Below are 24,900 nucleotides of genomic sequence, written 5' to 3' on the forward strand. Positions count from 1 at the left end.
TTGGTATTCTGAGCATCGTCGTGATGCCGAGATTTCTCGTTAGCCTGCCATTTGGGAAAGGGCACCCTTTGACGACATCCATTCTGATCGCACTAAACCGACTACATCCCTAGCAAGCCGTTGCTGCGACTGCACGTGGACTTGATGCCGAGAGTTGAGCAAGTTGGCATACTGCTGGAAATCTAAGGCCACACCGGGATTGCGTCTGGAAATTGAACATCGGCCAGCGTTCTCATCATTCTCGTCACGGCCGACGATCTGCAGGAGTAAAAGCATGTTGTGCCGTAAGTTTTGCAAGTCACCAAACAGGCAGACTTGAGTATCGTCAGGTGCCGAGATACCGTGCCTATTTTAATTTCACATCGATTGGCCAGATTGGTTACGGACCTCAGGAATCCCCTCATTCAAATGATCCCGAAAGTACGTTTGAGGATTTGATGGTCGCGGAAGAGCGTCTCGAACTGTAGGATGAGAGGGCGTAATCTTTCCTCGGGCATGTTGGGGATCAGTTGATAGTACATCACGCCCTGCCGGAAGAGTGAATGCACGCGTCGCGATGTCGTGCTCGTGCGCAGATGGCGGTCGTAGCCGATGGCCTCTCCGGCAGCGCCCAGCAGGGTTAGGAGCACAATGGCAAGAGCGGCGATCAACCACAGCCTGTCGCGCCGAGCGGGCGTGGAGACGCGGGTTGCCGACATGCCCATCCCGAACCGCCAATCCTTGGCATCGCGAAACGCGCATTCGATGCCCCAGCGCCGGGAGTAAAGATCAATGAGGATCTTTGCCGTCACCTTGGTCAGGCTGGTTGCGAGGCACCATGGCTCTTTCATGTCCTTGGCGTGGACGCACACGACCGCACCGACGGGGCATCCCTGCGCCGTGACTGTCGCCTCGCGCAGCAGCCTGGCACGTCCCGAGGGGCCGATCCACTCCTTCGCCGGACGGCTCTCACCGCCGGTCGTCACCTGGATGTTGCCGCGAAAGCGGATGACATAGTCGAAGTGCAGCTCGTCCTTTAGGACGCCGTAGAGCTTGGCGTCGCCAAAGCCGCGATCGGCGACGAGCAGCACCTTCACTTCTGTTGGCAACAGCTCGGCAAGCCGGGTCACGATCCAGTATTCATACTGATTGCGCCGCGCTTTCAGCTCCGCCTTGCGTACCGTCAACCACAGGAGTGGCGTCGCCCGGCCATGTTCGGTAAGCAGCGACAGCATCAGGGTCGAGTGCCCGTCGGCATCGAAGTCGGTCCAGTCCATGGCGACGACGATATCGGTGCGGCTACCAAGACAATAGTCGGCCCAGTCGGCCATCAGCGCGTCGACTTCGATCCCGTCGTTCGACAGCATCCGGTCGACCTGCTTGATCGCATGACGCGAGAGCCCTCCTTCGGCCAGCGCAAGACCGTGGCCAATCGCGCTCACCGCCAGCGACGACGCCTGCAGCGTGCCAACCGTCGCCTTCGCCAGCGAAGTTACCCGCTTCGCGTGCAGGCCCTCGCCAAAAAGTTCGTCAACAAAGGAATGCACCGCTTCAGAAGAAAACTCCGCCTTGCCGTTCATCTGACTCTGCTCTCCGTTCGAACGGAAATGCAGAATCATCTTTCCCGCCCTACGTCATCTCAAAATGAGGGGATGCCTGAGGTTACGGACAGCTCTTCTTCAAGCAAAAATTTGCAAAATTAGAATCCGTTTGGGATGCGCCATGGCTGCCAGGAGTGTGCTGCTGGAGACTATAAAATCCTTGAATTCTGCCGTAGAAAGCTCAGTCATGAAACATTCAACGCCAATCTTTGATTTAGCGCTCGTATGGAACGCTTGGATCTATTGGAAGCACCGTACTAGGAAAGGCCGCCGACAGTCTATTCAATAAGGTTGGCCTCGAGCGCAATTCTCGTAGTGAGGTTGATCAGGGTTCTAGGAGTGAATTAGCAGAGATTGGCCATTCACAAGGGTGCCCAACTGCCGCCTTTGCGTCAACAGTGTTATTCGGCTTAGGGAATCTGTATGCTGAATCACAGACGAAAGGAAGCGCCGTGCGGCAATCGTCAAAAACTCATAGCCCATCTAAGTTTCAACGCACCGAAAACCAGCGCTGCCAAACGGCTGACCCTCGCTGGGAGCTGGTTTTCCTAAGAAGATTGAGTGACGCTCGAAAAGATAGGACCCTTGCCAGCTGAGCCTTATGCTAATTGCGTTACGCGCGCAATTTTGAGCGACTTGGTAAGACGTACGCCGTTCAGATCCACTCAAGTGCCTCGGCACCAGACTGGGGGATGAAGGCCTTAAACTGGATGATAGCCCAAACGATGCCAGCTTCATCGACAATCTCAAACTGCTGACCGCCGATGGGTTTTCCGGAGGCGGTACTGTCCGCAACGATCTCCTTTACGGATCGTTGCGCCTCGTCGATAGCTGCTTCAAGATCCTTCACTATACTTCCTTCCAAATCCTGGAAGAAGATTGGCCCGTTCCGGACGTGGAAAAAATAGCGTTTCATCCTGAGTATCTACCGCCGGGGGATCATAAATCAATAGTTGCATGTCAAGATCATGCAACCAATCTCCAAGGTAAGGTTCAATAACCCCCTCAATTCGCTGGGGACAGAAGGTCTGGGTGATTGCACCATCAACAAGAGTTGGCCAGGATCAAGGCTCGTTAATCGAGAGATACATAATGCGTTTCCCTGCCCAAGCCATTTCGCGAGCCCGCCTTGAGCAGTTGCTTTCTCTCAATGCTCAATCCAAGCCGATTTCGCCTGAAGTCGAGCTGAGAAGCCCCGAGCCAGAACAGACAAGCCTAATGCCTCCCGGCCAACGGACGGAACCCGTCTTGTATCAGTTACTTAGCGGAAAATACATAATAGTAATTATGGAACTTAGATTCACCTCATCGGATGAACTCTTGACGACAACGCGGCTACGATCGCCACAGTATTGGTTGGTTTAAATGACAAGCCAACGAACGCACTTGAGCGGCATGCTGTGTGTTCCGGGCGCTGCACTGAGCACATAACCGAGTAGTTTCTGATTGGATATCCGGAACGCGCGATCCTGATTGCTAATGCTATTGAGCGAAACGTGCCGCTCGCCCAAGCCCGGCTGGCCCAGATGTTTTCGAACCTCCCCGGAAGCTCTCTGCAGAGCATTTGGTGCTGGTGAATGCAAACTCTGAAAGCCAGGGATTTGTGCTCTTGGTAGAAAATCGCGTAACAATGATCCCCCAGAAAGCTCGCCAGAGCCTCTTTCAGCCATTAAGGCGCTGCTGGCGCAGCCGATAGGCAAGATCAGTCGCCTGCTCTGCTGGTGAGGATTCCGCGTGGAACTCAGGTATGGCGGTCAAATTTGTCTCTCGTCTTTCTTCCGGGCGTTCATCACGCGTCGGTCTGGTCAGCGGAGATTATTGAGCGCTCTGCTGAATGAACAATGGCGCTGTCCGACCTCGAAACCTCGGACCATGTCGCCCCTATAACAGCAATCAGCGCCTCAGCATCATAAGGCTTTCCCAGAATTCCAGATGCGGCCTCATTCTTGACGCTTGGGGTGTCACCCGTCGCAAACACGATTGCGGCCTATGGGCGCACCGCACGCGCACGACCTGCCAGTTCTTGACCGGAGGCACCCGGTAGATTGAGATCGGTGACGAGCACATCGAACGGCACAGTTTCGAGCGCCGCCATAGCTTCTTCAGCGCTGGCCGCTTCAACGACGATATAGCCGGCATCCTGCAAGATCTCCGCGGTGTTCATGCGGATCAGCGCGTCATCCTCGACCAGCAGAACCGTAAGCTGCGAAGTGACCAGCGGTCCAGCCAAGGTGACGACTTGAGTGGGCTGTGTTTGCGTGGTTGGTAAGATCTCTGCCCCCGTTGGCACAGCCCGCTGCTTGCCATTCCCCAGCAGCATACGGAATTTTCGCGCCAGCGCCTTACGCGTGTAAGGTTTTGACAGCAGCTCAACGCCAGCATTTAGCTTCCCACCATGAACGATAGAGTTCTCCGTATAACCAGACGTGAACAGAACGGCGATGTTGGGCAGCCGCTCGCGTGCCTTGCGGGCCAGCTCCGGGCTTTTCAATTTTCCGGGCATGACGACGTCGGTAAACAACATGTCGATTGGAATGCCACTTTCGATGACGTTGAGAGCACTTGACGCATCGACCGATTTCAAGACTAGGTAGCCGAGGTCAGATAGCATCGCGACGACCGTTTCGCGGACCGCGTCGTCGTCCTCGACCACAAGAACGGTTTCTGTACCGCCTAAGATCGGCCCGGTATCGACGGCGACCTCGACGTCTTCGGACTGCCAGGCGCGCGGCAGGTACAGCTTCATCGTTGTGCCCTCGCCCACCTCAGAATAGATTTTGACGTGGCCCCCCGACTGCTTGACGAAACCGTAGAACATCGACAGGCCAAGACCGGAACCTTTGCCTTTGGCCTTGGTCGAGAAGAATGGTTCGAACACCTTTTGAATGATGTCGGGTGACATGCCGGAGCCCGTATCGCTGACCGCCAACATGACATTGACCCGGCGTGACCTCGTCATGCGCCAGCGCGTAGGCGTCGTCCAAATGCGCGTTGGCCAGCTCGATAGTCAGCTTGCCTTGTCCGTTCATGGCATCGCGGGCATTGATTGCAAGATTAAGCAATGCATTCTCGACCTGTGCAGGATCGATAAATGTGTTCCACAGACCTCCGGTGACAACCGTTTCCACTTCGATCGCCTCGCCGATCGCCCGGCGCAGCATGTCGTCCATGCCGCGCACGAATCGGCTTACATTGACAACCTTGGGCTCAAGTGCCTGGCGCCGACCAAAAGCCAAGAGTTGGCTAGCCAATTTTGAACCGCGCAAAACGCCGGCCATTGCATTGGCAACCCGGGTTTCAGCGCGCTGATTGCCGGCAATATCCTTGCCAAGCAGCTGAAGATTGCCTAAACGACCTGAAGCAGGTTGTTGAAGTCATGGGCGACGCCGCCGGTCAGTTTTCCGACAGTCTCCATCTTCTGCGACTGGGCCAATTTGGCTTCTGCCTTACGCCGCTCGTCAATTTCGGCAATGACCCGAGCTTCAAGATTTTCATTGACGTGGCGCAGCTGTTCTTCTGCCCTCTCGCGATGACGCACCTGACGCGCAAGAGCTTCCGCCTGCTCGCGTAAGGCGGCTTCAGCCGCGCGCTGATGGGTGATGTCGGTATGCACGCCGACCCACTCGATGATTTCGCCAGCTGTATCCAGAATGGGCAGGCCTCGGATAGCATATTGCCGCCAGGCACCATCGTGACGCTTCACACGGTGCTCATAGATGAACATGCTTTTCGCTGCAACGGCTGCCTGCCAGGCTTCAACCGTGGCGGCTACGTCGTCCGGATGCACCGCGCTCGACCAGCCGAAGCCCTGATATTCTTCTGGCGTCTGGCCTGTCAGTGTAGCCCAACCACGCTGTTCGCCGACCATCTTGCCGTCGGAGCTATTGGTCCACAACACGCCGTGGACAGCATCCATAGCGGTCCGAAACCTGCTATTACTGATCGCCAGGGCCGCTTCACGCTGCGCACGTTCCTCTACGTCGATGCCGAGAATATTGACGCCCGGAACCGAACCATCTGGATCGATGTGCGGCACGTACCTGAACTCGATCCGACGTAAGCCACCATCTTGGTGCGGTAGCTCAGTTTCAGAAACAATCGCGTCCCCGGCGAGAGCCCGCACAATAGAGTCCTTGCGTTCTTCATAAGCAGTCTGGCCGATGACATCACGCACATGGTGACCGATCATGGTCTCAGGTTCAGCGCCGAACCAGTCTCGATAGGCGCCATTGGCAAAGCGATAGACGTGATCCCGATCAACATAGGAGATCAGCATCGGCACGGCATCTGTCACCCTGCGCAATTCTGCTTTGCGCTCGGCAAGCCGAGCTTCAGCCAACACGCGGGCGCTGGTGTCAACGATAGTGCACATCACACCACCGACATCGCCATCGCCGTCATAGACCGGCGTATAGAAGAGATCGAGGAAGAGGGTTTCCGGCCCATGAGCCCGGTTGAAAACGATCGGCTGGTCCCGGTGGGAAACCGTTTCGCCTCGCAAACCGGCTTCAAGGATCGGGCGATTCCAATCCCAGACTTCCGGGAATGCCGCGGAAACAGGGGTTCCCAGTGCCATCGGATGGCGCTCGCCGGCAATTTCGCGATAGGCATCGTTGTAGATCATGACATTGTGCGGACCCCACATCAGCACCTTGGCAACTGGCGAATTGACAATATTAGCAACCGTCGCCCGCATCTCGGCGCTCCATCCTTCGATGGTGCCGGCCAGGCTTTTGTGCCAGTCTTTAGAACGTACCAGTTCGCCGCATTCACCGCCGCCTTTCGGCCAGGTCTTTCCGACCGGAAGTGGCGCTTTAAAGCCGCCACCGCGCAAGCTGCACAAAGAAGCGCGGACAACCTCGCTGGCATTGGCGTAGTCGCCGGTTGCCAGGCTGTCGTTGATGAAACCCTCCAGTTCGGGGAAACATTGCGGGATTGACGTTGGGCCATACTGTCCTTTGACAGTCGGAAATGGCTGTGTCAACAAATGCCATCGTCAGGTAGAGGCGACAAATAGATATCGCTCCGTCGGGTCGGCTGAATGCAACACATGAGAAACAATTAGTCAGGCCGCCTATAATTCATCTTTTCAATTGCGATGCCTCACAATGATCTGGCAGAACTTGGTGAACAAGGTCGGCTGAAAATGGCTCGGCGATGAATCTCGCATTTTCTGGAATATCATTTGGCCCTGGCCTTGCGGCTCCCAACGCCACGATGACGCAGATATGCGGCCAACGTTCTGCTACAAGCCTTGCCAGCTGGCACCCGTCCAGGTCGCCCGGCATTTGCACGTCGGTGAACAGGAGCTGAAGCGAGGAATGTTTCTGCAGGAACTCGAAAGCCTGATCCGCCGTCCCTGCCTCAACGACCGCATAACCTTCGTCGGAGATCATGTCTGCCGTATCCATTAGTATCAAAGGCTCATCGTCAACAACGAGCGCGATCGGTTCTCTGAGACTGGCAAAATTTGCGGTTTCCATAGCTTTCAAAGTTACACGAGCGCTAATTGTTCCAGGATGCCCTCGGATACTGGAAATTAATCGACTTCAATCATCTCGTAGAGGCGTAACGAAAAAGCCCGATCTTCCAACCGGGCTTCTGGAGCGTTCTTGATTAGTGTGCCGCGACAAGCTTCATCACATGCATCTTGTGCATCTCGAGCTTGGGAAGCATCTTGGCCGCGAACTCCTCGACCGCCGGATCGTCGCCCCCCTTGGCATAGGTCGCAAACAGGGTCACGGCTTCCATATGGGCTGTCGTCTGCATTTCAATATAGAGTGGCTGGAAGTCCTGGGCGGATGCACCCTTTAGAGTATCTAGCATCGCTGCATGTTTCGGCGACAGCATTGGTGCTTCGTCTCCGAGTTTAGCGGCTTTCTTCAGTTCCTCTGCCGCCATCGTGTGATCCCTGATCATCGCTGCCGCGAACTCCTTAACGTCGGCATCCTTGGCTTTCTGCTCAGCAAGCTTGCTTGACTCGATCTCGAATGCGTTCGAGCTTGTGACAACCTTGACGAAAGACGCCTTGTCGACATTCATGGCCGCTGCCGCCTTGTCCGCACTTTCAGGCATAGCCGCCATTGCTGTGGTGGACATCATAAGCGAGAGCGATAAGAGCGTGGCGGAAATTGTTCTGTTCATCTTGGCTTTCCTTACTTGGCTTTGGCGAAGGCTGCGGTGAGATCGGCGACAGCGAGGTCAAGCGCTTGCTTGGCTTCGGGTACCACCTTGACCATGCCGAAGAACTCATGTGTCACGCCCGCGAATGTCTTTGCGTCGACAGCAACCCCCGCCTCCTTCAGCTTGGCAGCATAGGCCTCACCTTCAGAACGCAAGGGATCGATCTGGGCGGTGATGACGGTCGCTGGAGCCACACCTGCAAGATCATTCCGGCCGATCAGATTCAGGCGCTTGTCGGAGGTTTCATCCATCGAACTGAAAGTGTTCTTCACAAACCATTCCATGTCAGCCTTACCGAGTGGCTTGGCGTTCGCATTCTCGTTGTAGGACGCCGTGTTCATGTCGTTACCGGCCACCGGATAGACCAGAAGTTGGTAAACGGGCTGCTTGTTCTTCATCTCTTTGGCCATCAGAGCAACATTGGCTGCCAAATTGCCGCCGGCGCTTTCGCCAGCGACTGCAATCTTGTCGGAATTGCCATTCAGCTCGTGGATGTTCTCGACAACCCACTTGTAGGCGGACCAGGCGTCTTCATGGGCTGCAGGAAATTTGTGCTCAGGCGCATGACGATATTCGACCGAAACCACGATCGCATTGGTGCCCAGTGCCAGCGCACGGGGTGCGCCGTCGTAGACGTTGATGTCGGCAACTACCCAGCCACCGCCGTGGTAGTAGACGACGACCGGGAACGGTCCCTTACCGCCGGGAATGTAAACCCGTGCAGCAACGCCGCCTTCCGCCGTTGGAATGGTGATGTCCTTGGTCGTCACTTGCGCTTCTGGATTGGACGACAAGCGTTTGTCCCACTGGACGGCGTGGGCAGCGTCCGCCGGTGAAGCCTGGGTGCGGGCTTCAGGAACAGTCAGGGTGGAAAACGGCTTGGCGCCCAGAGCCGCAAGCTTATCGAGGACCGCCTGCATTTCGGCGGTGGGTTTTGCCATCTCCTGGGCGAGCAACGGGGTGGCGGTTGCCATGGGCGCGAGAAGTGCCAGTGCGATGGGCAAGGATCGGCTAAGTTTTCTGATGGTCATTGTCGGGCTCCGGTTTCGGTGTGTCTAAAACAAGGAGCGTAAGACTTCGTTCCGTAACGGATAGTTTAAAGGAAAACATCCTAAAATCTGAAAATAAACCAACAAGTTCTCCGCAAAGGAGCCGCCGAAAACCTGCGAATCAAGGGGCTAAGACAATTGCGGGATCAGTGACGGCTCGATTGCGGAGACACAGGAAATCCTCCACTTCTGTGCGAGCACGGAATCTCGTCCGAAGTTCAGGTGATGCCGATCCAGCAGATCAACGAAGCCCAAAAGTAGGTTACGATGGTTTAGACGGATCCAAGGAAGAAGTCGAACACCGGTTCAGCCTGCCCCTGTTCCGCCACGTGCAGGACCGGCATGTCATCCGCTGTTGCTTCGGCGAGTTCCGCGAGCGACGTTGGCGACATTCCCAGTGCAAATGAAAAAACTTGCGGTGAAACCGTCGTCAGACCTCGCAACAGTGCACCAGCACGACCGGCGTGGTGACTGGCTGCAGCGCGTTTACGTTCCCGGATTTTAACGCCCGAGGCTGAGAGCAAAATCAACGCCTTGAGAAAATCGCGTAATGGGCTTCCCCTCGCCGCTACCTGCCACAGCCCTTCCCAAGCCTCATGAGCTTCCCAATAGTACCCATGATTGAAAAGATCTTGTCCCCAAGCGAATTCCTCGGATTCGAGCGAGGCGATAAACCGGACAGGCTGGACCGAGTAGCTATGTCCCGCAGGGTGGCGAACAGGATGCGGGCCACGGCCCGGCAAATAAGCGTAGCTTGGTAAAGGCCGGTGGGCGAGTAAACGAGGGCGTGCCATCAATCCAACGTTCCTGATGCAGCTTCCAGAGTGCCTATGTCATACCACAAACGATCCGAAGCGCCGAGCAGTGATGCTGGCGTTCATTGGCCTCGAGCGGTGTCCATGCGGGGCGTTGATGTCGTTGCTCTTTGGGGCACCGGTATCATAGGCCTAACTTCGCCCCCTCGGCATCGTCGTGAACAGCGCTGAAAACCAGAGGGTAACCCACGCCTTGAAAGGATTCGAAACTTCAATCCGACGCCCTAAGGCCTAACCGTATGAATATATTAATATTCTTTTTAGAATTACGGTAGTGCCGGATCGGGAACAAGTTTTCGGTGTGGGGGCAAAGTCACTATGGCTTCCTGACCACCGATCCGAACGGAGTAGTCAAACCTATCCATGAGAAGGCTAGGTCGGTCCTTCTGCTGACGAAGGACGAAACGGAGACTTGGATGTGGGCGCCTTGGCAGAAAACTCAGGATCTCGCCCGCCCTCTGCCGGACGATACGCTGATCATTTCTTCGCGCGAACCTTGTGGATCGTCGATCGTCTCGAAATCCCGTGAAATCTTGGTCCCTCACTTGGCGTGTTGGACATAGATAGGGGGCCATTTAATAGTTCGAAATTGGATAAGGCATTTCCTGCCATACTCGGGCTCTACGCGCGTAGCCCATCCAATTTTTCCACGAACTATATGAAACATTCCACCTATAGACGTCTTCTTGGCTTGCGCATGGGCAGCCGGGCCATGATCATCTGAAGTCAGATAATGGAGGTGCTGGCGCAGATCGTCTTTGAACTCCTTCGTAAGACGAGGTCTTTGGCCATCCACAAGCATTCCTAGAACAATCCGCCGCGCTCCTGGACCACGGATATGGGTCTTCCGCAGGTTGGGCCGAAATCCGGCGGCACTGAGTTCAGTAAGAACTTTCCGTTTAAATCGCCTTATTGATTCGAAATCATGAGGCTTTCGAGCTGAAAATGTTAGATCATCGGCATAGCGAGTATAGGATATGCCTTCCGAGGTTGCCAACTCCTGAAGCTTTTCGTCCAAGGCGAGCATTGCCAAATTGGACAACATTGGGCTTGTCGGAGCTCCCTGCGGCAGAAAGCCCTCGTATCTTGATTGGTAAGCGGGGATGGCAGGCCATCGACGTTCAGAGAGCCCCTCCGCGAGCTCGATACCTTGCGCTGTAACGGTGGTAAGGCGGGCTAGTTCGAAAGAAACAAGGTCCGAAAAGCCAAGATCACAGAATATGCGACTGATCTTGCCCTCAGTTACTCTGTTGAAGAAATCCTGAATATCAACTTTCAAAAGATAGTCACAGCCGCAGTGAGCTTTCGCTGCAAACTCCGGGCGTGACTTCGGATGATAAGCGAAGCTAGCGCGATGCGAGCGCGTATGCCGCAGGATGTTCCTGACAATCCAATCTTGTACGGTCTTAAGCTCTTTACTCGGCACGCAGATTAATCGATAGCGAGTGCGACCCGGTACGTTTTTTCGCAAAGAAAAAACGCGATACTTTTTTCGCATCATCGAACGTGAAATCACCGAGCGAAGAAAGCCGTATTCGACTCCCGACATTTCGCTCAAATGGCGCAAAGTGAGAATAGGAGTGACATTGGAATTTTTTGCTACAATCAGCTCTATGCGGGCTATAGCGTTGTCGATGGTTTCATCCTGAACACCGTGACGCTCCGCTTCGTAGCGATAGTGCTGAGGGCTCCATGCTTGCATTACTTTGACCCCATTCGGTGGGTACTGGCGCGAGGCGTACCTAAGACGCCGCCGGTAAAGGCTCGGGCCAGTGCGCAGCATGAAAAACAAGCTACGTGAAGCGAGCATCGAGAATCCAATGCTCTGGACACCCGGGGTGCCCATCGCCGCTTCCGCGGCGCATTCCTACTTGCTGTCATGGAGCCCTCAGCTGACTCGGATAGTAGAATGGATTCGTATCCGAGGGGAATACTGTTTTTGGACGTAAACGCCTTCGCAATCGCTTAAGCTCCAGCCGGCCTAAGAGGGTAAGTCGCCCTTTACCCGCGATCCAACCAGCCATCCGGCAGAGCGTTAGTTGCGAGCGCGCCTCGCGAAGCGGTATCCCCAACCTGGCGGAGACTTCCCTCGCACCGCGCGCTCCATCTTCGCTCACCGCCAAAATCGCCATAGTGGAAAGCCAAAGCCAACCGTCTGGGGCATCTAATCGTTCTCGCGCACTCGTAGCTTTGAGTACGCGCTCCGCTCGCTCCCTCAGCAAATCATCGTCATCAACATCGAAAGCTTCTTGCGCGGCCAAAACGGTGCGACCTGGAAATATTGGTTTCCATGAGTTCGCGCGGGTCCACAGGATAGCAGGTGCGTTATTGGGGCAACCATGAGAGAACGATATCAGAGCTCCACCACCTTTCCATCCGAAGGGATCGCCGCGCCTTGCGGGGGGATATCTTCGACAGAGGCTGTAAGCTAGCTCGCGTCGCGCCCCTCTGAAGGCTGCATAAAGGGTCGCACAACTAACCACCGACTGAACCTCGTGAGGCAAGGCATTGTCTGAAGGCGTCGCAGACCGGGGTCCGTTGAGGCATAAGCGACGACGATAAACTTGATCAGTCCATATGATTGCCAGCTCCGAAGGGTTGCCACACGGCCGAATGATTCGAGCATCCTATAAATGCGATCGCCCGAACCTATAAGGTCGGTCACAAGCACAATGTGGCTCACTCGATCCTTTCGCAGCTTAGTTGGCCCAGGGTGTGACAATGCAACCCGTGGGTTCGCGCGGCAGTAAGCCGTTATCAGCTGTGCGACTATGCCTTCGCTGCCAACCTCCTGGTCTTTCGGATTGACGACAATCGGCGGGACGCCCGGCCCCTCAGCTCGACCGTGCCGAGAGTTAGGGAAGAATGCAGGGACATCTCCCCACGCTAATTTCATCGGCCTTTCCGAGTAAAGCGCGATTTTCCGATCCTTATCCGATCTCTCCGCCGCAATCTCATCAATGAGCTCGATAATTCCATCACTGAACTTCCGAGAGGAAACAAGTTGAACCTCGTCGAGCACCATTCGCGCAATATCGCGATCCTCTGCTTTGAACTGCTTCAGCCATTCCTGCGAGAAGGCCAGTCCTGATAATACACTCATGGATTCCGCCCCCGTTACTCTAGAAGGCCGATCGTCATCGCCCGTTACGATTGCGACATTAGGCCCCCTTTGCGAGATCTACGACCTTCCATCCTTGTTCTTGTGCGATGTCCGCAAGCGCAACGAACTCCGACTTCCTTAGCGCGAGGCCCAAAACCTCTCGAGGCCGAGTGACAGCAACGAATATATTCGTTGCTGCTGAAAGTCCTATTTCCGATAGCGGAACTGCTCCCTTAGCTCCAAACGCAGTCGGTAGGACGGTTGCCAGATCGAGGCATGATTGGCCATTTGCGTGCCCTTTCCAGACCTCGCTTTCCATGACCAAGATACCATCGACCGTCTTCCCTTTAACCGAATGGATAGAGCCGAGACGGATGGTTGCTTGCGAGATTGTGACCTGCTTCGTTGCCTGCCTAGCGGGCTCCACCGCATCCGCCTCTTTACCCCCGACGAAACCACAATAGTCGGACACCTCCCCCGGAACAGCCTGCCCATCGCCTGAGTCAAACATCGCAACCAACGCTCCGCAGAATTGCTTCCAAGCGACCTCCTCCCACGCGGCGTTGCCAACCAATATGTGCTTGTGAAGAAGCGATCTTATCCTTCGAGGGAGTTCGCCTGTGCGCCGACCAAGGGTCACCCAAAGGCTTCTTGCCGAAATCGGCGCCCCGTTTGAACCGGTCCAACCGTGAAGCCGCGAAAGCTCGGCAATAGCTCCACAGAAAATATCCATGATTTCGGACGGTGGACGAGCAGCCGCATGAAGGAGTGCCGCTTTTTGAAGCTGTCTGCAGAGCAGATTTGCCTCTTTGGCCGTCCCGGCTTCACTGCGATAAGCGGGATAATAATCAACGAGGCTCTTTGGGTGCCATGGTCCCTTGACCCTTCCGGTGACATTATGACGTGACGCTACCGCCCAGATCTCTTTTTCCGAAAAGGTTTCGGGCCAATGAGCTCTGGCTTCTTCTGCGAAAGCGGCCAGCACCCCACCAATCGTCTTTTCGTCGAAGACGATGACAACCATCAGCGTACGCTTACCGTCAACGCTTTGAATTTTCTGGGGAAGCTTGGTGGTCAGCCGGCTCGCAAAGTCAGCTATCGGCTGTCCGAACCGCCGACTTTCGTCAAAAGGAATGCAATTTGCGCCTGGTGTCCAGTAGGATGCTACCGGGGCATCGTCTTGGTATAGGGTCTGATTGCTGTCGCCAAGACGCTGAAACGCCGTGCCTCCTTCGGCGAACAAGTGCTCTAGGAGGTTCAATTGCTTGCCGTTCGTGTCTTGTGCTTCATCCAGGATCACAAGGGGGAAGCGGGAGCGCAGCCGCTCTGCAATTTTCGGGTTCTCTTTGAGCGCGCGCAACGCGAGGGCAGTCATATCGGAATATCGATAGAGCCCTTTCCTCACCATGGATGCTTTGAGCTTGGCGAGCGCCTTTCCACAGCCTGTGTCGGCGCCGTGTTGCCCTTTTCTGCGATGGACCGCCAGCGACTTAGGCAATTCCGAACCGGTCACGAAATCTACGTCTAGATCCAAGCCCCTGACCCACGAGTCTACCATCGCCGGAGCTTTTTTTGCTTGTGCTTTTAGTTCCCAATAGTGAGGAAGTGCTCGAGCCGCTTCCGCAGCAAAGACATCATCATCGATCCGCCGGATCGGCCAGCCAAGTCCGTGCAAATAAGGTAACGCCAGGAACTGGTTGACGAATGCCGTCACAGTTCCTGTGAAATGAGGATACGCCATAAGTTGCGAAGCTGTCGGGTGGCGCGAGATCTGCTGCTCGACTTCCGTGCGTGCCGCATTAGTATGAGAAATAATGCACACGCCTTGGCTGCGGCTGTCCCAACTTCGCGAGAGGAGAGCTAGCTTTGCCGCCAGCAGGGTGGTTTTCCCATTACCGGGTGCCGCCTGCACGTCACAGGAGGCCATGCTTGCAAGAAAGTCCGAACGGCTTTTGTCCGTAAAGTCACAGCCACCGAGCTCGGCGCCAAGCTCGGCCAGAAGTTCGGGGGTGATTGGCGCGATTTCCAGCACGGCTACGACGTCTCCGTCACTGAAACAGGTTCGGGCACGTCATCTTCCTCGGCGGCGTCCCCAAACGGCGGCTTTCCAGCCTCATATGGTTCGGTAACGAAATCGACGGCACGGACGAGATACGGGGGCAGCCGGTCACGCATTTCGGCTGGTGTGTCCGGTCGGGCCCGAATGATGGCCGCCAGTTCTTCGGCGACCTCAGCTTTTGATGCATTGCCGTTGAATACAGGATCGTAGATTTTTACCGCGATTTCCAGATCGGAGAGACCATCGTCTTTCCACTGCTGAAACTCCTTGCTCGCGGTCTCAACAATCCTCTTCCGCCATTCGGGCCGACGCGACGTAGACTTCGCGAGCAGGACGGCCTGATAGACGCTTTCAGCCAGAAGCGGCTGCAATGCCAAATCGAACTCAAGGGTCCAGCAGTCCGCAATAAAGGCGTCGACCGGATCGCCAACATCGCGGCGCAGCGTTTTCATGCGTGCCGTGATTGCATCTGCGTCCAGCTCGTCTTCGGTCTTTCGTTCGCCGACCAATGCTTTCGCTTCTTTCGGCGGTATATCGCGATCCGGTATCAAGGCGACCGGAATACCCATGGCTGGCCCGGCCTTGCTCTGAAGGATACGACTGTACCGGAAGAGCCCCCTATGACCGACATTAACGATCGAGACGCCATGGCGACTGAGCGGACGCCCCAGTTTCTCGGCAATTGCTGGCAAGAGGAGGTTCTCACCATCTCCTTCAACGACTATTAGGGCACGAGCGAAAAAGAGATTAGCTTTGGTTGCATCGAGAAAGCGCCGGAGGAATTCATAGTCGCTAATATCGAGACGAGTGTAGGCGGCAGCCAAGGGGAAGGCTTGATGGCCGACCATAATGGTCATCGTCTCGAGATCTGCGCCCGCTGCTAACTGAGGGCTGTGTGTCGTCAACACAACCTGAACTTGCTTCTGCCCTTCACCAGACTCAACCACCGCGCGTGCTGAAAGGACCTCCATGAAGAGCGTCTGATGCTGTGGGTGGAGATGCGCCTCAGGTTCTTCGATCAGCAAGAAAGGGACTTGATCCGGATGGGACTGCAGAAGCAGTAATTCGGCGGCCATAAAGAGAAGATTGTTGTAGCCAAGTCCGCGTTGAACTCGCCCTCCGCCGGTTTTGGCGTTGAGATAAAGTTCGAAGCGCTCAAGCACCTGGTCGAATGAGCCATGCGCGCCAAGGTCCAGAGTAGCGACAAGGGGATCATCGGCAAACGAAAGCTTGTCGAGGAAGTCGGTGTTAACGTTACTCGCTATACCGCGGACAGCCGTATTGTCGCGCACATCCTTGTCGGCTGCTTTGAGCGTATCAAGCAACGTGAATTTTCCACCGACAGCACCCGGCTTGCTTTCGGGCCCCATCTGCGGCATGGCGCCTAAGATGCGGGAAAGGCGGGATCGACGACCAGCCCTCAGTTCGCGCTCGGCATCCCGAAGAGGCTTCAGGTATGTCGCCTTGAGATATTCGCGCACCTCTCCGTCGATCGGGAGGCCTTCGCCATCCTTGCCGGCTCGATGTTGCGTTGCGATGATGCTGCCCCCACCTGGTGAGAGGCGTCGCGTGCTGCGGATACAGATATGGAGACGGAGCTTTCCCTTCTCGTTCGTGCACCACTCGAGGAACCGGGATTCCTCGTCCGGCGTCAGCGCATCGAACGTGCAGGTGATTGTAAATTCTGAGGCTCGCACGCCTGCCGCATCGACGTAGAAGTCCAGCTCATCGGGACGGAGATAGTCATCTCCACGTGTCCAGAGAGTGTATCGTATCGCATCGATGATCGCACTTTTCCCGGCGTCGTTAGGACCGACAAGAATGTTGAGGCCAGGCGTGAGTTTCAGCTGCAATGGAGAAGCGGGCTCGAAGCATCGAAAGCCCCGCGCAAAGATTTCTGAAATGAACACTGAATGCCCCCACGACTCACACCCAGTATTACTTCCTCGTTTGCAACTTGTTGAAAAGGGATGGCTTCCGATTGAACACCGAAAATTGCGGTCACTTCGGTGAATGCATGTAGAACGTCAAGCTCTTCTCAACGCCAGGCACGAGGCGAAGCGGAGCGCCCCCTTCGCCCAGACGTCACTCTGGGCAGCACTTCGTTCAACCGTCTCCAGGCTCGTCAGCAACCAAGTCGGCAATTTGGGCTGGCCAACGAGGTTCTTAGCTTTGCTGCGGCACTGCTCTATGAATGCTTCCATCCGTTCATGGATCTCCTCGGTCGTAATCAAAGCGGTCAAAGGGCCGAAATCCCCAAAAACTCGACATCGTAGAAACGGAGGCAGAGCCCCGGCAAGATCCCAGCAGATCAACGGGACGTCAGCTGCGGGAAAACTCGAATCCTGCGGCAAATAGTGGGGACCGATATCGACCAGCCGTCCAGCCGCAACGACCCAGTAATGCGCGTGCCCTTCCGGCGCATTTGCGAAACCTTGCATGCCTGCTTGTTGGCCAGATCTGGACACCATAAAGGCGACTGCGTCGCCGCCCTGGATCGATGCTTCGTGCCCAAAATCCGACAGCAGCTTCTGCATCCCAAATGCCGCGTACATGCATCGCTTGTGATAGTCGGCCGGGAATGAGCGACGCAAAGCTCGGTCAACGACTGAAAATGAGCGCGCCACGGCCTTTTCGAACAGCATTGTCTAGCCTCCCAAAATTAAGTCCCCGAACGGCGCGAACTCATAATGTCGCGTAATTACGGTAGCTGCTCAACGCCGCCCTTCGATGCCCCGAGCCCTGTGCACAACGCTGCTACCATCGGGCGAAGCTAGTTTGCTTGCACGACCAAAATACGTATCATGCATGCCACGTGAGCAATCGGTAGATTGCGCGAAAAAGACATGGAAATCATATGACGGTCTCGCCTTCGGACACTCCAAAAGAACAGTTCAAGCTCTTTTTCTCTTCGCAGACGCCCTCCGACGCCCGATCGATCGAAAATAATACTATTCTGATCACCCCGTCTGGAGACAGTTTCGACGATTTCCGCTTCAAGACTCGGATCAATGTTTTCGTTCGCCGGGACTCTGCTCGCCTGACAGCCGAAATTTCTGGCATGATCGGCTTTCTCCAAAGCTCGAATGACGAGGTGAATGGCGCTGATCTGATCAAGAGTGCGGCTCCAGACATGGCGGTGGTCCCCGGGGACGACTTTCCGAAATTTTTCACGCTACTGCCCGACCTCGATGCCTATCGCGGGCTCGTTGCAGATGTAGACGTCGATGATGCTCGCGAAATCCTGCTCAAAATCTGTGATCTCGTCGCTCTGGGTGAGTTTTCCGCAAACTCTCCGATTGTGCGCGACGCGCCGAACACTGCGGTTTTCCAGTATTCCTTAACGCGTACCGCGGAAGCTTTTTTTGCCTTCAAGAACGCAGGACCGATCCTGCGAGGTCTCGGCCATGAGGAAATCGGTCGAATGTCGCCGACGATCGCCGTGTCGTTCAAACTGACGGCTTTTGTAAACGAGCACGAGCTCAGATTCAACTTCGACCACACCGGCTTCTTGCCAAAGCGGATGGCGATCATCATCGGGAAGAATGGTGTTGGGAAAAGTCAGGCTCTTAGCACTATCGCGAAGCAGGCCATAAAAGGTGGCGGGCTGATTGATCCACAAACGGGGGAGCGCGCTCAGTTCAATCGAATGCTGGCGTTTGCCCCGACGAAAGAGGCGCTCTCTATCTTTCCAAGCACGGCGCGACGCCGGCAATATGTTCGCTATTCACGCTATGCCCTGGCGCGATCCTCCCCGACCCGAAAAGCCGGCGGTCTGATCAGCGCGATCGTCAGCGTCGCTCGATCGAACCAAGCGATCAAGGATCGCAGCCGATGGCAGATTTTCCTCAATGCACTCGAAGCGCTGGGGGACCCGAAATCCATCTGTGTCTGGACGAACGACGGCATCATTCCATTGCGCTCATTGAACCAAGGCGGCGAACAGGAAAAACTCCGACGGTTTGCGTCGCTGAACACCCGGCGTGATCCGGTTCGTTTCTCCGATGGCAATGCGCTTCGCCTGAGTAGCGGCGAAATCTCTTTTCTCAAGTTTGCGGCATATGTGAGCTTGGAAATCGACAATAGCTCTCTTCTACTCTTCGATGAGCCCGAGACCCATCTACACCCAAACTTCATAGCGCGCTTCGTTTCGATCCTGGACAGCCTGCTGGCGCAGACCGGGTCCGCAGCCATCATCGCCACGCACTCTGCCTATTTTCTCCGAGAGGTTTTCAGGGAGCAGATCTCGATCCTAAGGGCTGACGCCGATAGAAGGATCGAAGTCCAGAGACCGCGCCTCGCGACCTTCGGTGCAGACGTTGGAGAAATTTCTTACTTCGTTTTTGGAGAAGACGAACCCTCGTATCTCGCGCAGGAGTTGGAGAAAAACATCCAGTCGTCGGGGATGACCTGGGATGAGATCCTCGAAAAATATAGCAACGAGTTGTCGCTGGAATTCCTGAACGAACTTCGGGCAAAGATTTCCGGCTGATGCGCAAACTCCCCTTTCCGATTTTCGATGACATCGCAGGCGTCGATGCGCTCGTCGACAACCACCGGCTTGGAAGTTATCCAGGCCTACAGGCATTCCGGCAAGCCCTGAAGGCCGGCTATGTGCAGTATGACAGCGTCTCGGGGAACGCACAGGCGGTCGTGCATGTCCCGATCCCGGGTCCATTGGATAAATGGCTGCGCAAACACTACAAAGATTTGCCAACCAGCCACCGCCCTATCGATGACATCCGCGAGGACAATCTTGCACTACCATGTTCGATGTGTGGCTCGTTGCATGCTCACACGCTGGACCACGTTCTGCCAAAGGAAGATCATCCGGCATTTGCGGTCTTCTCCAAGAATCTGGTCCCAGCATGTGATTGCAACCTGAAGCGTGGCCAGAACTATAAGGGCAATGCCGTGGGAGCGCGCATCCTCCATCCATACTATGACGCGTGCATGGACGAACGTCTTTACGCAGCGAAGTTTTCCGGCATGGATGCAACCGTGATCGTAGACCTCGAAATCCTGGTTGCCCTTACCCACTCGGACAGGCCCGCGATCGAATACCACCTGGACAATGTGATCAAGCGGACCGGCGTGCTAAACTGGCTGAGGAACCAGTGGGTCAAGTTCGTGCGCGCGCCGCGAAAAATCGTCGGGTCCCTGGACTTCATTCCTGCGAACCAAGCTGAATTGATCGCGGCTATCTGCGAGCATCGAGCGACGCGTGACTATGCTCAGGGTTCTCTCAACAACTGGGAGTCGATGTTCGCCCAGGGCTTGCTCGATCCTGCAGTCATAGCCTGGCTGTTCCCGAGACTGTCAGCAGCCGATCGCGACGTCGATGACCCGGTGATTGCTGTGGCGACGTAGACAGCTGGAAACTCGCCCCTGAAGACCTAACGCCTAGCCCAAACGAGCGCTGAAAGCACCCTTACCCATGCTGATCAAACAAACGGACTATCACAGGATCTACCGGGTCATTAACAGCCTCGTTGTCAACGAAGGCGGCAATCCCGCATATGCCTGTATGTACTTCAGCACCTTCGGCGCCTTTATCCTCGAGCATCACTACAAGATCAAAGCGGTGCCCAAAGGCGGTCTCGCCGCCTACAATCTTGGTGGATCGATGCTCCTTTTTGCTGATCACCGCGACGACGGTTATGTCACCGGCGCCGGTGAGAGCTTCCATTGCTGGATCGAGGCCGACGGCTGGGCGATCGATTTCATGGCCCCTGCTTTTTCAGAGACGGCCAGTCCACTTGGCGTGCCGTCAAAAATGTTCCAAAGACCCATTTCGGCAATGGCGCCGTCGATCGATGATCTCAACCGTTCGGGCTCCTTCTTTTACCAATCGGAGCCTGAAGCGACAGCCGACCGGTTCGCGGATTGGCAGAATCTGCCGATGATCGGTGACCTCGCCAGCATCGCGGTGAAGTGGTTTCGTCGATCTCCCAAGCAGATGCTTCCCTCGATTTCCGTGGGAGACCAAAAAGGGAACCTCAAAGCAGTACCCTTGGTTGGCAACCCTCTCGCGGGTTCGTGGTAAGCCTGTTGAAGAGATCCGAACCGACGAATCTCGGGGCGATTGACACCAAGCCACTGAAAATATGTGATGATGTTCTTTGTCATAGATAGGATGTTGTCATGACTCGGGATGAATACGAGCGCGATATTTGTGTTAGGAGCGAAACCGCATCCTTTGTAAACGTCAAGCGCGATGCAGGGTTCGACGGGTGGGAGCCGAAGGTCGGAGGTTGCCACGACAACGTCGATCACTGGGTGAAACACCACACCGGACATACCGCGGTTCGAGGATGGATAGCATACATGAGCGGCGGACCCGATCACGTAGTTTATACAGCGCATTCCGTAGTGCGCGGCCCAGACGGCGAACTCTTCGATATTACACCCCTCTATAACAACGACGAACTGCGCGGGCGATTCATCACCCATACCAAGGATGACGCGACGTTTCTGGCAATGAGAATAGGGAGCCTGATCGATATCAGATGCCAGGGTAACTGCCCCGAACCGCCGTTCGACCCTATGTGGGCGTTGCAGCATTATGAACCGGAGCCAGAGGAAGGGCTCTGAACAAGATCAGATTGACGCTGCCAACCACATTTGCAGCCCAAGTCTGATGTTGGGCTGCCGTTCAACGCAGTTCGCGATATTCGAAAAGGGGTCGAGATGAAAAGCTTCTATGTTTCGTGAAGGGATAAGAACCCCAGCCATGAGCTCAGTTCAACGAATTGATATGGATTGCAGATGGCGCGAACACATCAACGCCTGCTACGGCAGCTGCAGGCCGGCGTCCAGCAAATCGTCAAGGTATTCCTCGCGCGACAGGAATGATCCGGTGGTAGTCGCTTCAATCAACGCGCATACCACCCGCCGGGCCAGCGAGCGCGTATCGACGCGGTCCTTGCTGGATATGGCGCCCATCGGACGGCCGTGCAGAAATGCGCTCCTGATATTGAATAGCCTGTCGAACTGATCGCCGAAGGTCCGGTTTCCCAGGAGGCCGCCGACACGATGGCGCAGGCGTTTCGTCGCTCCGATTCCTTTGTGACGATCAGGGGAAACACGACGCGATTGGTCATAGTCGGCGTGCAGCCCCAGTGCAGCATCGATGACGATCATATGTGCCAGGAACTCGTCGATGCCATCGGCAAAGAAGGCGCGGGTGAAGAAATGAACGATCGGAGTTTCAAAGAGAACGGATTTGCGAGCCCGTTCCACGATTTCCCAGTAGGGTTGATCCAACTTTGAAAGGTCGGTCTCGGCTTGATCCTCTAGGTTACGGACCAAGGGCACGTCTTCCTCGATTTCGCCACCGAAACCATCGGGGAAGATGGCTATGGTCCAGTTGAGGCTGTCGGGAGAAGGGGGCGTAGCCCTTCGTACGAAGATGTCGCTGTCGATTGTGTGGACCCAAGGTACCTGGAAGCCGCGCCAGTCCAACTCCAGCATCGCCGCCCACTCCTCCCATGGCGAAAGAAGCAGGAAGAACAACACAGCCTCGATCGCTCCTGAATGCCGAGCTTCGTGAGGTTCGATGCGACCGAGGTCCTGACTAAAATCTATCAGAAGGTCGGGGAGGACGCGCGCGCCCTTGTCCTGCTCGAACTCGACGGTCTCTTCGACGACGAGCCATTGAAACTCGGCGAACAGATCGGCGTCGAGTTTATGCTTCGGATACGTTCGTCTCAGCTGCTCTTCGTTGAACAGTTCACGAATTTGGTTTGGGGTGAACCTCCCCAAGCGGGCTCTGCCGAATGTAAGCGGCGGCAATCGGTCGGCCAAGTCCATAGGAATGAGATGCAGTTTCTTCGAATGGGTCTGCAGAAAGGCCGAGTGAAGGGCACCGGCGGCGTCCTCAGGTCTCGAGGGCAATCCCTTGGAGTCCTTCGACAGACTGCAAGGGAGTCCAAGCGCTCTTAGAGCCGTCGCCAGCGCGGAATTGAAACCCAGCGCCCTCGTATACGGGTGCAGAGAGGCGCAACAATCGCGAAGTCGGAGGAAGTTCCGATCCGCGAACAGATCGGGCGGCCCTGGTGGTTTCAATCGCCAGAGATCGATCACGGCGGCGATCATCTCCTGGCTGGGGCCGGGAAGCTCACGCTCTGACATCGACAACCTCGCCGCGGCTTCCGATAAGCGCGATCTCTATCCCCGCCAGCGCACATCGCGGCGCCAAACGTTTAGCAAGCCTCATCGTGCCCTCTGTCAACGGAACGCATGCCACTTGGCGGCCGGACGCCGGCGTCGCCATCAACATGCCGACTGCTTCGCACAGTCCCTTGTAGAGCCGCGAGACCTGTCCAGGATGCCGCGTGTTAATGATGCCGCCCTTGCACTCGACCGAAACCGTTCCTCGCGGCGTATCCGCCACGACGTCCCCCAATCCGGACTTCGGGTCGACCGTGATGATCTGCCCGATTGAATTGCGGTATTCGCCGCCATAGGCGGTGCTGCCTAAGGCGGACAGCTTTCGAAAGCCGCGCCTTTCGAGCCAAACCGAAAAGTCGAACCGCTTTCCATGTTCTCCGTCGGGGTGGATCCGCACATGCGTGGTTTCCTCTGAACGCAACAGATGCATGGCGAAGGCGACCATGACGGCGCCTTCGTGAAGATGATGTTCGTGCGCCCCGTTGACCCGTCCAGCACGGTTCGGGGGCGGCTCCAATGCCGTAACCAGATCGTCGAAATTCAAATTCCCCTCCCCATCGCCGTCGCAGAAAAAGTCTGGCGCCGCGCCGCGCCCGCACCGGATTGCCAAACGCCTCCGTTACACAATCAAACGCATCGCAGTTTCGTACCTCTCAGCGCCTGGTGTTCAAAAGAGCTTCGACCTGTTCACGACCCAAATGGGGCCGTCCGTAGGCTTCCATTATCTCGCTGCTGACATCGACCATCAGGTCCAAAAGCGCGCCCGCGTCCCATCGCCTCCGACTGTGCGTGACTCGAAAGGTATCGAGCAAAGCATTGCTGCGCTCGTGCGCGAATTGTCCGGGCCAAGTCGTGCCGAAAAGACCGACCGCTCCGACTTCGATCCGGATCTGGCCGGTTGCTCCGAAGGACTCCAAGATTTCGAGACACGTACGAACGAAATCCATGAGGTCGCCCAGGACGCTGCCGAAGTAGAATTTTCCGTCTTCCAATCGATACGTGTCGTACGACCAGATCTCGCCCGTTTCCCGAAACCACTGGGTCGCGGACCAGGTCTCGCCGCCGTTGCCCGAAAGCGAGTAGCGGAGTACTCCGTCGGTGTTGAGACCACCGTCGGCGGATGTGTAAGGCCCGACCGGCCGCAAGGCCGTTGCCCCCCGGTTTCCTTGATAGGAATGGACGGCGGCGGCTTTGGGATTGCCGTTTGCTAAGGCCTCCGGCACCACTCGGGCGTAGATCCGCCTCGCCTCTGTCGGCACACCTCCTGTCTCGAACCTCCACCGTGCCAGGGCTGGTGTTTGAGGGGCGTGCCTTTCTCGAACCAGACGGACGGATCGCCGGATCTCGATGGCTTTCCCGAAGGCCCCGGCGTGCTCGCTTTGGTTGCCAGCCAGTCGGTCAACGACAACCGCAGAGCTTCTCTCAGATCCTCTGAAAGTTTGACTGTGGTCGCTTCGATGGTGTCCGCATCCGCGTCCTTGGCGAGCTGGTAGAAGACGACTGCGCGGCGGTGGCGAATGTCGAACGGAAGTTGCTCCGGTTTCTTCGGACCATAATACTTGTTGGCGACGAGAATGATGTTTTCATGGGAGAGGTGCGCCCACGCCCAGCCGAGCTCGATTAGCACGTTCGGATTCGGCAGATCCCGCCCGCCCTCGGATTTCCCCACGCTTGTCACATCGCCAACGAAGACGGCGGATTGCCTGATCTTGTCGAAGATCGTGTCGGCGATGGCCGCCATGCCCGGGGAATTCTTGGTGTCGTGATCAAGCTCCGGTCGATCGCTCGGAGCGAGTTCGAGTTCATCGCCAAGTGCCAGCAGTGCTCGTCCGAGCGCGTCATGCACAACGTTTCGGGTGACTTTGCATGTGCGGTCGCTCTGCCAGGACCAAAAGATCTTCATATTCCCCCCGGTAGGCCGCGGCGGCGGCCTGCTGCT

Annotated in this window: 18 protein-coding genes and 2 pseudogenes; 5 read left to right on the forward strand and 15 right to left on the reverse strand. The window is 56.1% G+C overall.

Going from position 1 to position 24,900, the window contains the following annotated elements; all coding sequences use genetic code 11:
* Positions 1-404 precede the first annotated feature (404 nt).
* The 7 genes and pseudogenes from J5274_RS24595 to J5274_RS24625 all read right to left on the reverse strand — a co-directional run bounded on the left by J5274_RS24595 (position 405) and on the right by J5274_RS24625 (position 9,606).
* On the reverse strand, positions 405-1,559 hold the full coding sequence (locus tag J5274_RS24595) for an IS4 family transposase (RefSeq protein WP_142832625.1): 1,155 nt from the start codon (positions 1,557-1,559) through the stop codon (positions 405-407).
* A 676-nt stretch (positions 1,560-2,235) separates the two neighbouring features.
* Positions 2,236-2,496 carry a hypothetical protein gene (locus tag J5274_RS24600; RefSeq protein WP_219275898.1) on the reverse strand — a complete coding sequence of 87 codons (261 nt, stop codon included), beginning with the start codon at positions 2,494-2,496 and terminating at the stop codon, positions 2,236-2,238.
* 873 nt (positions 2,497-3,369) lie between these two features.
* A pseudogene (locus J5274_RS24605) lies at positions 3,370-6,204 on the reverse strand (PAS domain-containing protein).
* A gap of 457 nt (positions 6,205-6,661) precedes the next feature.
* On the reverse strand, positions 6,662-7,063 hold the full coding sequence (locus J5274_RS24610) for a response regulator (protein ID WP_219275900.1): 402 nt from the start codon (positions 7,061-7,063) through the stop codon (positions 6,662-6,664).
* A 133-nt stretch (positions 7,064-7,196) separates the two neighbouring features.
* Positions 7,197-7,724, reverse strand: coding sequence for a DUF4142 domain-containing protein (locus J5274_RS24615; protein ID WP_219275902.1), 528 nt, complete (start codon positions 7,722-7,724; stop codon positions 7,197-7,199).
* An 11-nt stretch (positions 7,725-7,735) separates the two neighbouring features.
* Complete coding sequence (locus tag J5274_RS24620; protein ID WP_219275904.1) at positions 7,736-8,794, reverse strand: alpha/beta hydrolase; 1,059 nt, start codon at positions 8,792-8,794, stop codon at positions 7,736-7,738.
* A 290-nt stretch (positions 8,795-9,084) separates the two neighbouring features.
* Positions 9,085-9,606 (reverse strand): DUF309 domain-containing protein, encoded by a 522-nt coding sequence (locus J5274_RS24625; RefSeq protein WP_219275906.1) that lies wholly within the window; start codon positions 9,604-9,606, stop codon positions 9,085-9,087.
* 338 nt (positions 9,607-9,944) lie between these two features.
* On the opposite strand from J5274_RS24625, the pseudogene J5274_RS29100 reads away from it, so the two are divergent.
* A pseudogene (locus tag J5274_RS29100) lies at positions 9,945-10,190 on the forward strand (SOS response-associated peptidase); the annotation flags it as partial.
* On the opposite strand, the gene J5274_RS24630 reads toward J5274_RS29100, so the two are convergent.
* The 4 genes from J5274_RS24630 to J5274_RS24645 form a co-directional block, all read right to left on the reverse strand.
* Positions 10,169-11,473 (reverse strand): reverse transcriptase family protein, encoded by a 1,305-nt coding sequence (locus J5274_RS24630; protein WP_219275908.1) that lies wholly within the window; start codon positions 11,471-11,473, stop codon positions 10,169-10,171. The pseudogene J5274_RS29100 and the gene J5274_RS24630 sit on opposite strands and share 22 nt — an antisense overlap.
* Before the next feature lie 1,315 nt (positions 11,474-12,788).
* The gene (locus J5274_RS24635) at positions 12,789-14,762 is read right to left on the reverse strand and encodes a UvrD-helicase domain-containing protein (protein WP_219275910.1); all 1,974 of its coding nucleotides are present in this window, start codon (positions 14,760-14,762) and stop codon (positions 12,789-12,791) included.
* 2 nt (positions 14,763-14,764) lie between these two features.
* Positions 14,765-16,699 (reverse strand): ATP-dependent endonuclease, encoded by a 1,935-nt coding sequence (locus tag J5274_RS24640; RefSeq protein ID WP_219275912.1) that lies wholly within the window; start codon positions 16,697-16,699, stop codon positions 14,765-14,767.
* Positions 16,700-16,816: 117 nt separating this feature from the next.
* Complete coding sequence (locus tag J5274_RS24645; RefSeq protein WP_219275913.1) at positions 16,817-17,434, reverse strand: hypothetical protein; 618 nt, start codon at positions 17,432-17,434, stop codon at positions 16,817-16,819.
* A 212-nt stretch (positions 17,435-17,646) separates the two neighbouring features.
* Between J5274_RS24645 and J5274_RS24650 the strand changes: the two genes are divergently transcribed.
* From J5274_RS24650 to J5274_RS24665, 4 genes are all read left to right on the forward strand, one after another.
* On the forward strand, positions 17,647-19,281 hold the full coding sequence (locus tag J5274_RS24650) for an AAA family ATPase (RefSeq protein WP_219275914.1): 1,635 nt from the start codon (positions 17,647-17,649) through the stop codon (positions 19,279-19,281).
* Positions 19,281-20,159 carry a hypothetical protein gene (locus tag J5274_RS24655; protein WP_219275917.1) on the forward strand — a complete coding sequence of 293 codons (879 nt, stop codon included), beginning with the start codon at positions 19,281-19,283 and terminating at the stop codon, positions 20,157-20,159. The genes J5274_RS24650 and J5274_RS24655 overlap by 1 nt, the downstream gene beginning before the upstream one ends.
* Positions 20,160-20,226: 67 nt before the next feature.
* Positions 20,227-20,835, forward strand: coding sequence for a DUF2026 family protein (locus J5274_RS24660; RefSeq protein ID WP_219275919.1), 609 nt, complete (start codon positions 20,227-20,229; stop codon positions 20,833-20,835).
* A gap of 98 nt (positions 20,836-20,933) precedes the next feature.
* Positions 20,934-21,383, forward strand: a complete 450-nt coding sequence (locus J5274_RS24665) for a hypothetical protein (RefSeq protein ID WP_219275921.1) — start codon at positions 20,934-20,936, stop codon at positions 21,381-21,383.
* Positions 21,384-21,581: 198 nt separating this feature from the next.
* On the opposite strand, the gene J5274_RS24670 is transcribed toward J5274_RS24665, so the two are convergent.
* The 4 genes from J5274_RS24670 to J5274_RS24685 all read right to left on the reverse strand — a co-directional run bounded on the left by J5274_RS24670 (position 21,582) and on the right by J5274_RS24685 (position 24,864).
* Positions 21,582-22,922, reverse strand: coding sequence for a hypothetical protein (locus J5274_RS24670; RefSeq protein WP_219275923.1), 1,341 nt, complete (start codon positions 22,920-22,922; stop codon positions 21,582-21,584).
* Entirely contained in the window at positions 22,909-23,505 is a 597-nt protein-coding gene (locus tag J5274_RS24675) for a hypothetical protein (RefSeq protein ID WP_219275925.1), read from the reverse strand. The genes J5274_RS24670 and J5274_RS24675 overlap by 14 nt, the downstream gene beginning before the upstream one ends.
* Before the next feature lie 109 nt (positions 23,506-23,614).
* Positions 23,615-24,187 (reverse strand): hypothetical protein, encoded by a 573-nt coding sequence (locus J5274_RS24680; protein ID WP_219275927.1) that lies wholly within the window; start codon positions 24,185-24,187, stop codon positions 23,615-23,617.
* A complete protein-coding gene (locus J5274_RS24685) occupies positions 24,169-24,864 on the reverse strand; it encodes a hypothetical protein (RefSeq protein WP_219275929.1) in 696 nt (231 codons plus the stop codon). The genes J5274_RS24680 and J5274_RS24685 overlap by 19 nt, the downstream gene beginning before the upstream one ends.
* Positions 24,865-24,900: the final 36 nt, after the last annotated feature.

The sequence above is a fragment of the Rhizobium sp. L51/94 genome (assembly GCF_019355555.1).
Taxonomy (GTDB): domain Bacteria; phylum Pseudomonadota; class Alphaproteobacteria; order Rhizobiales; family Rhizobiaceae; genus Rhizobium; species Rhizobium rhododendri.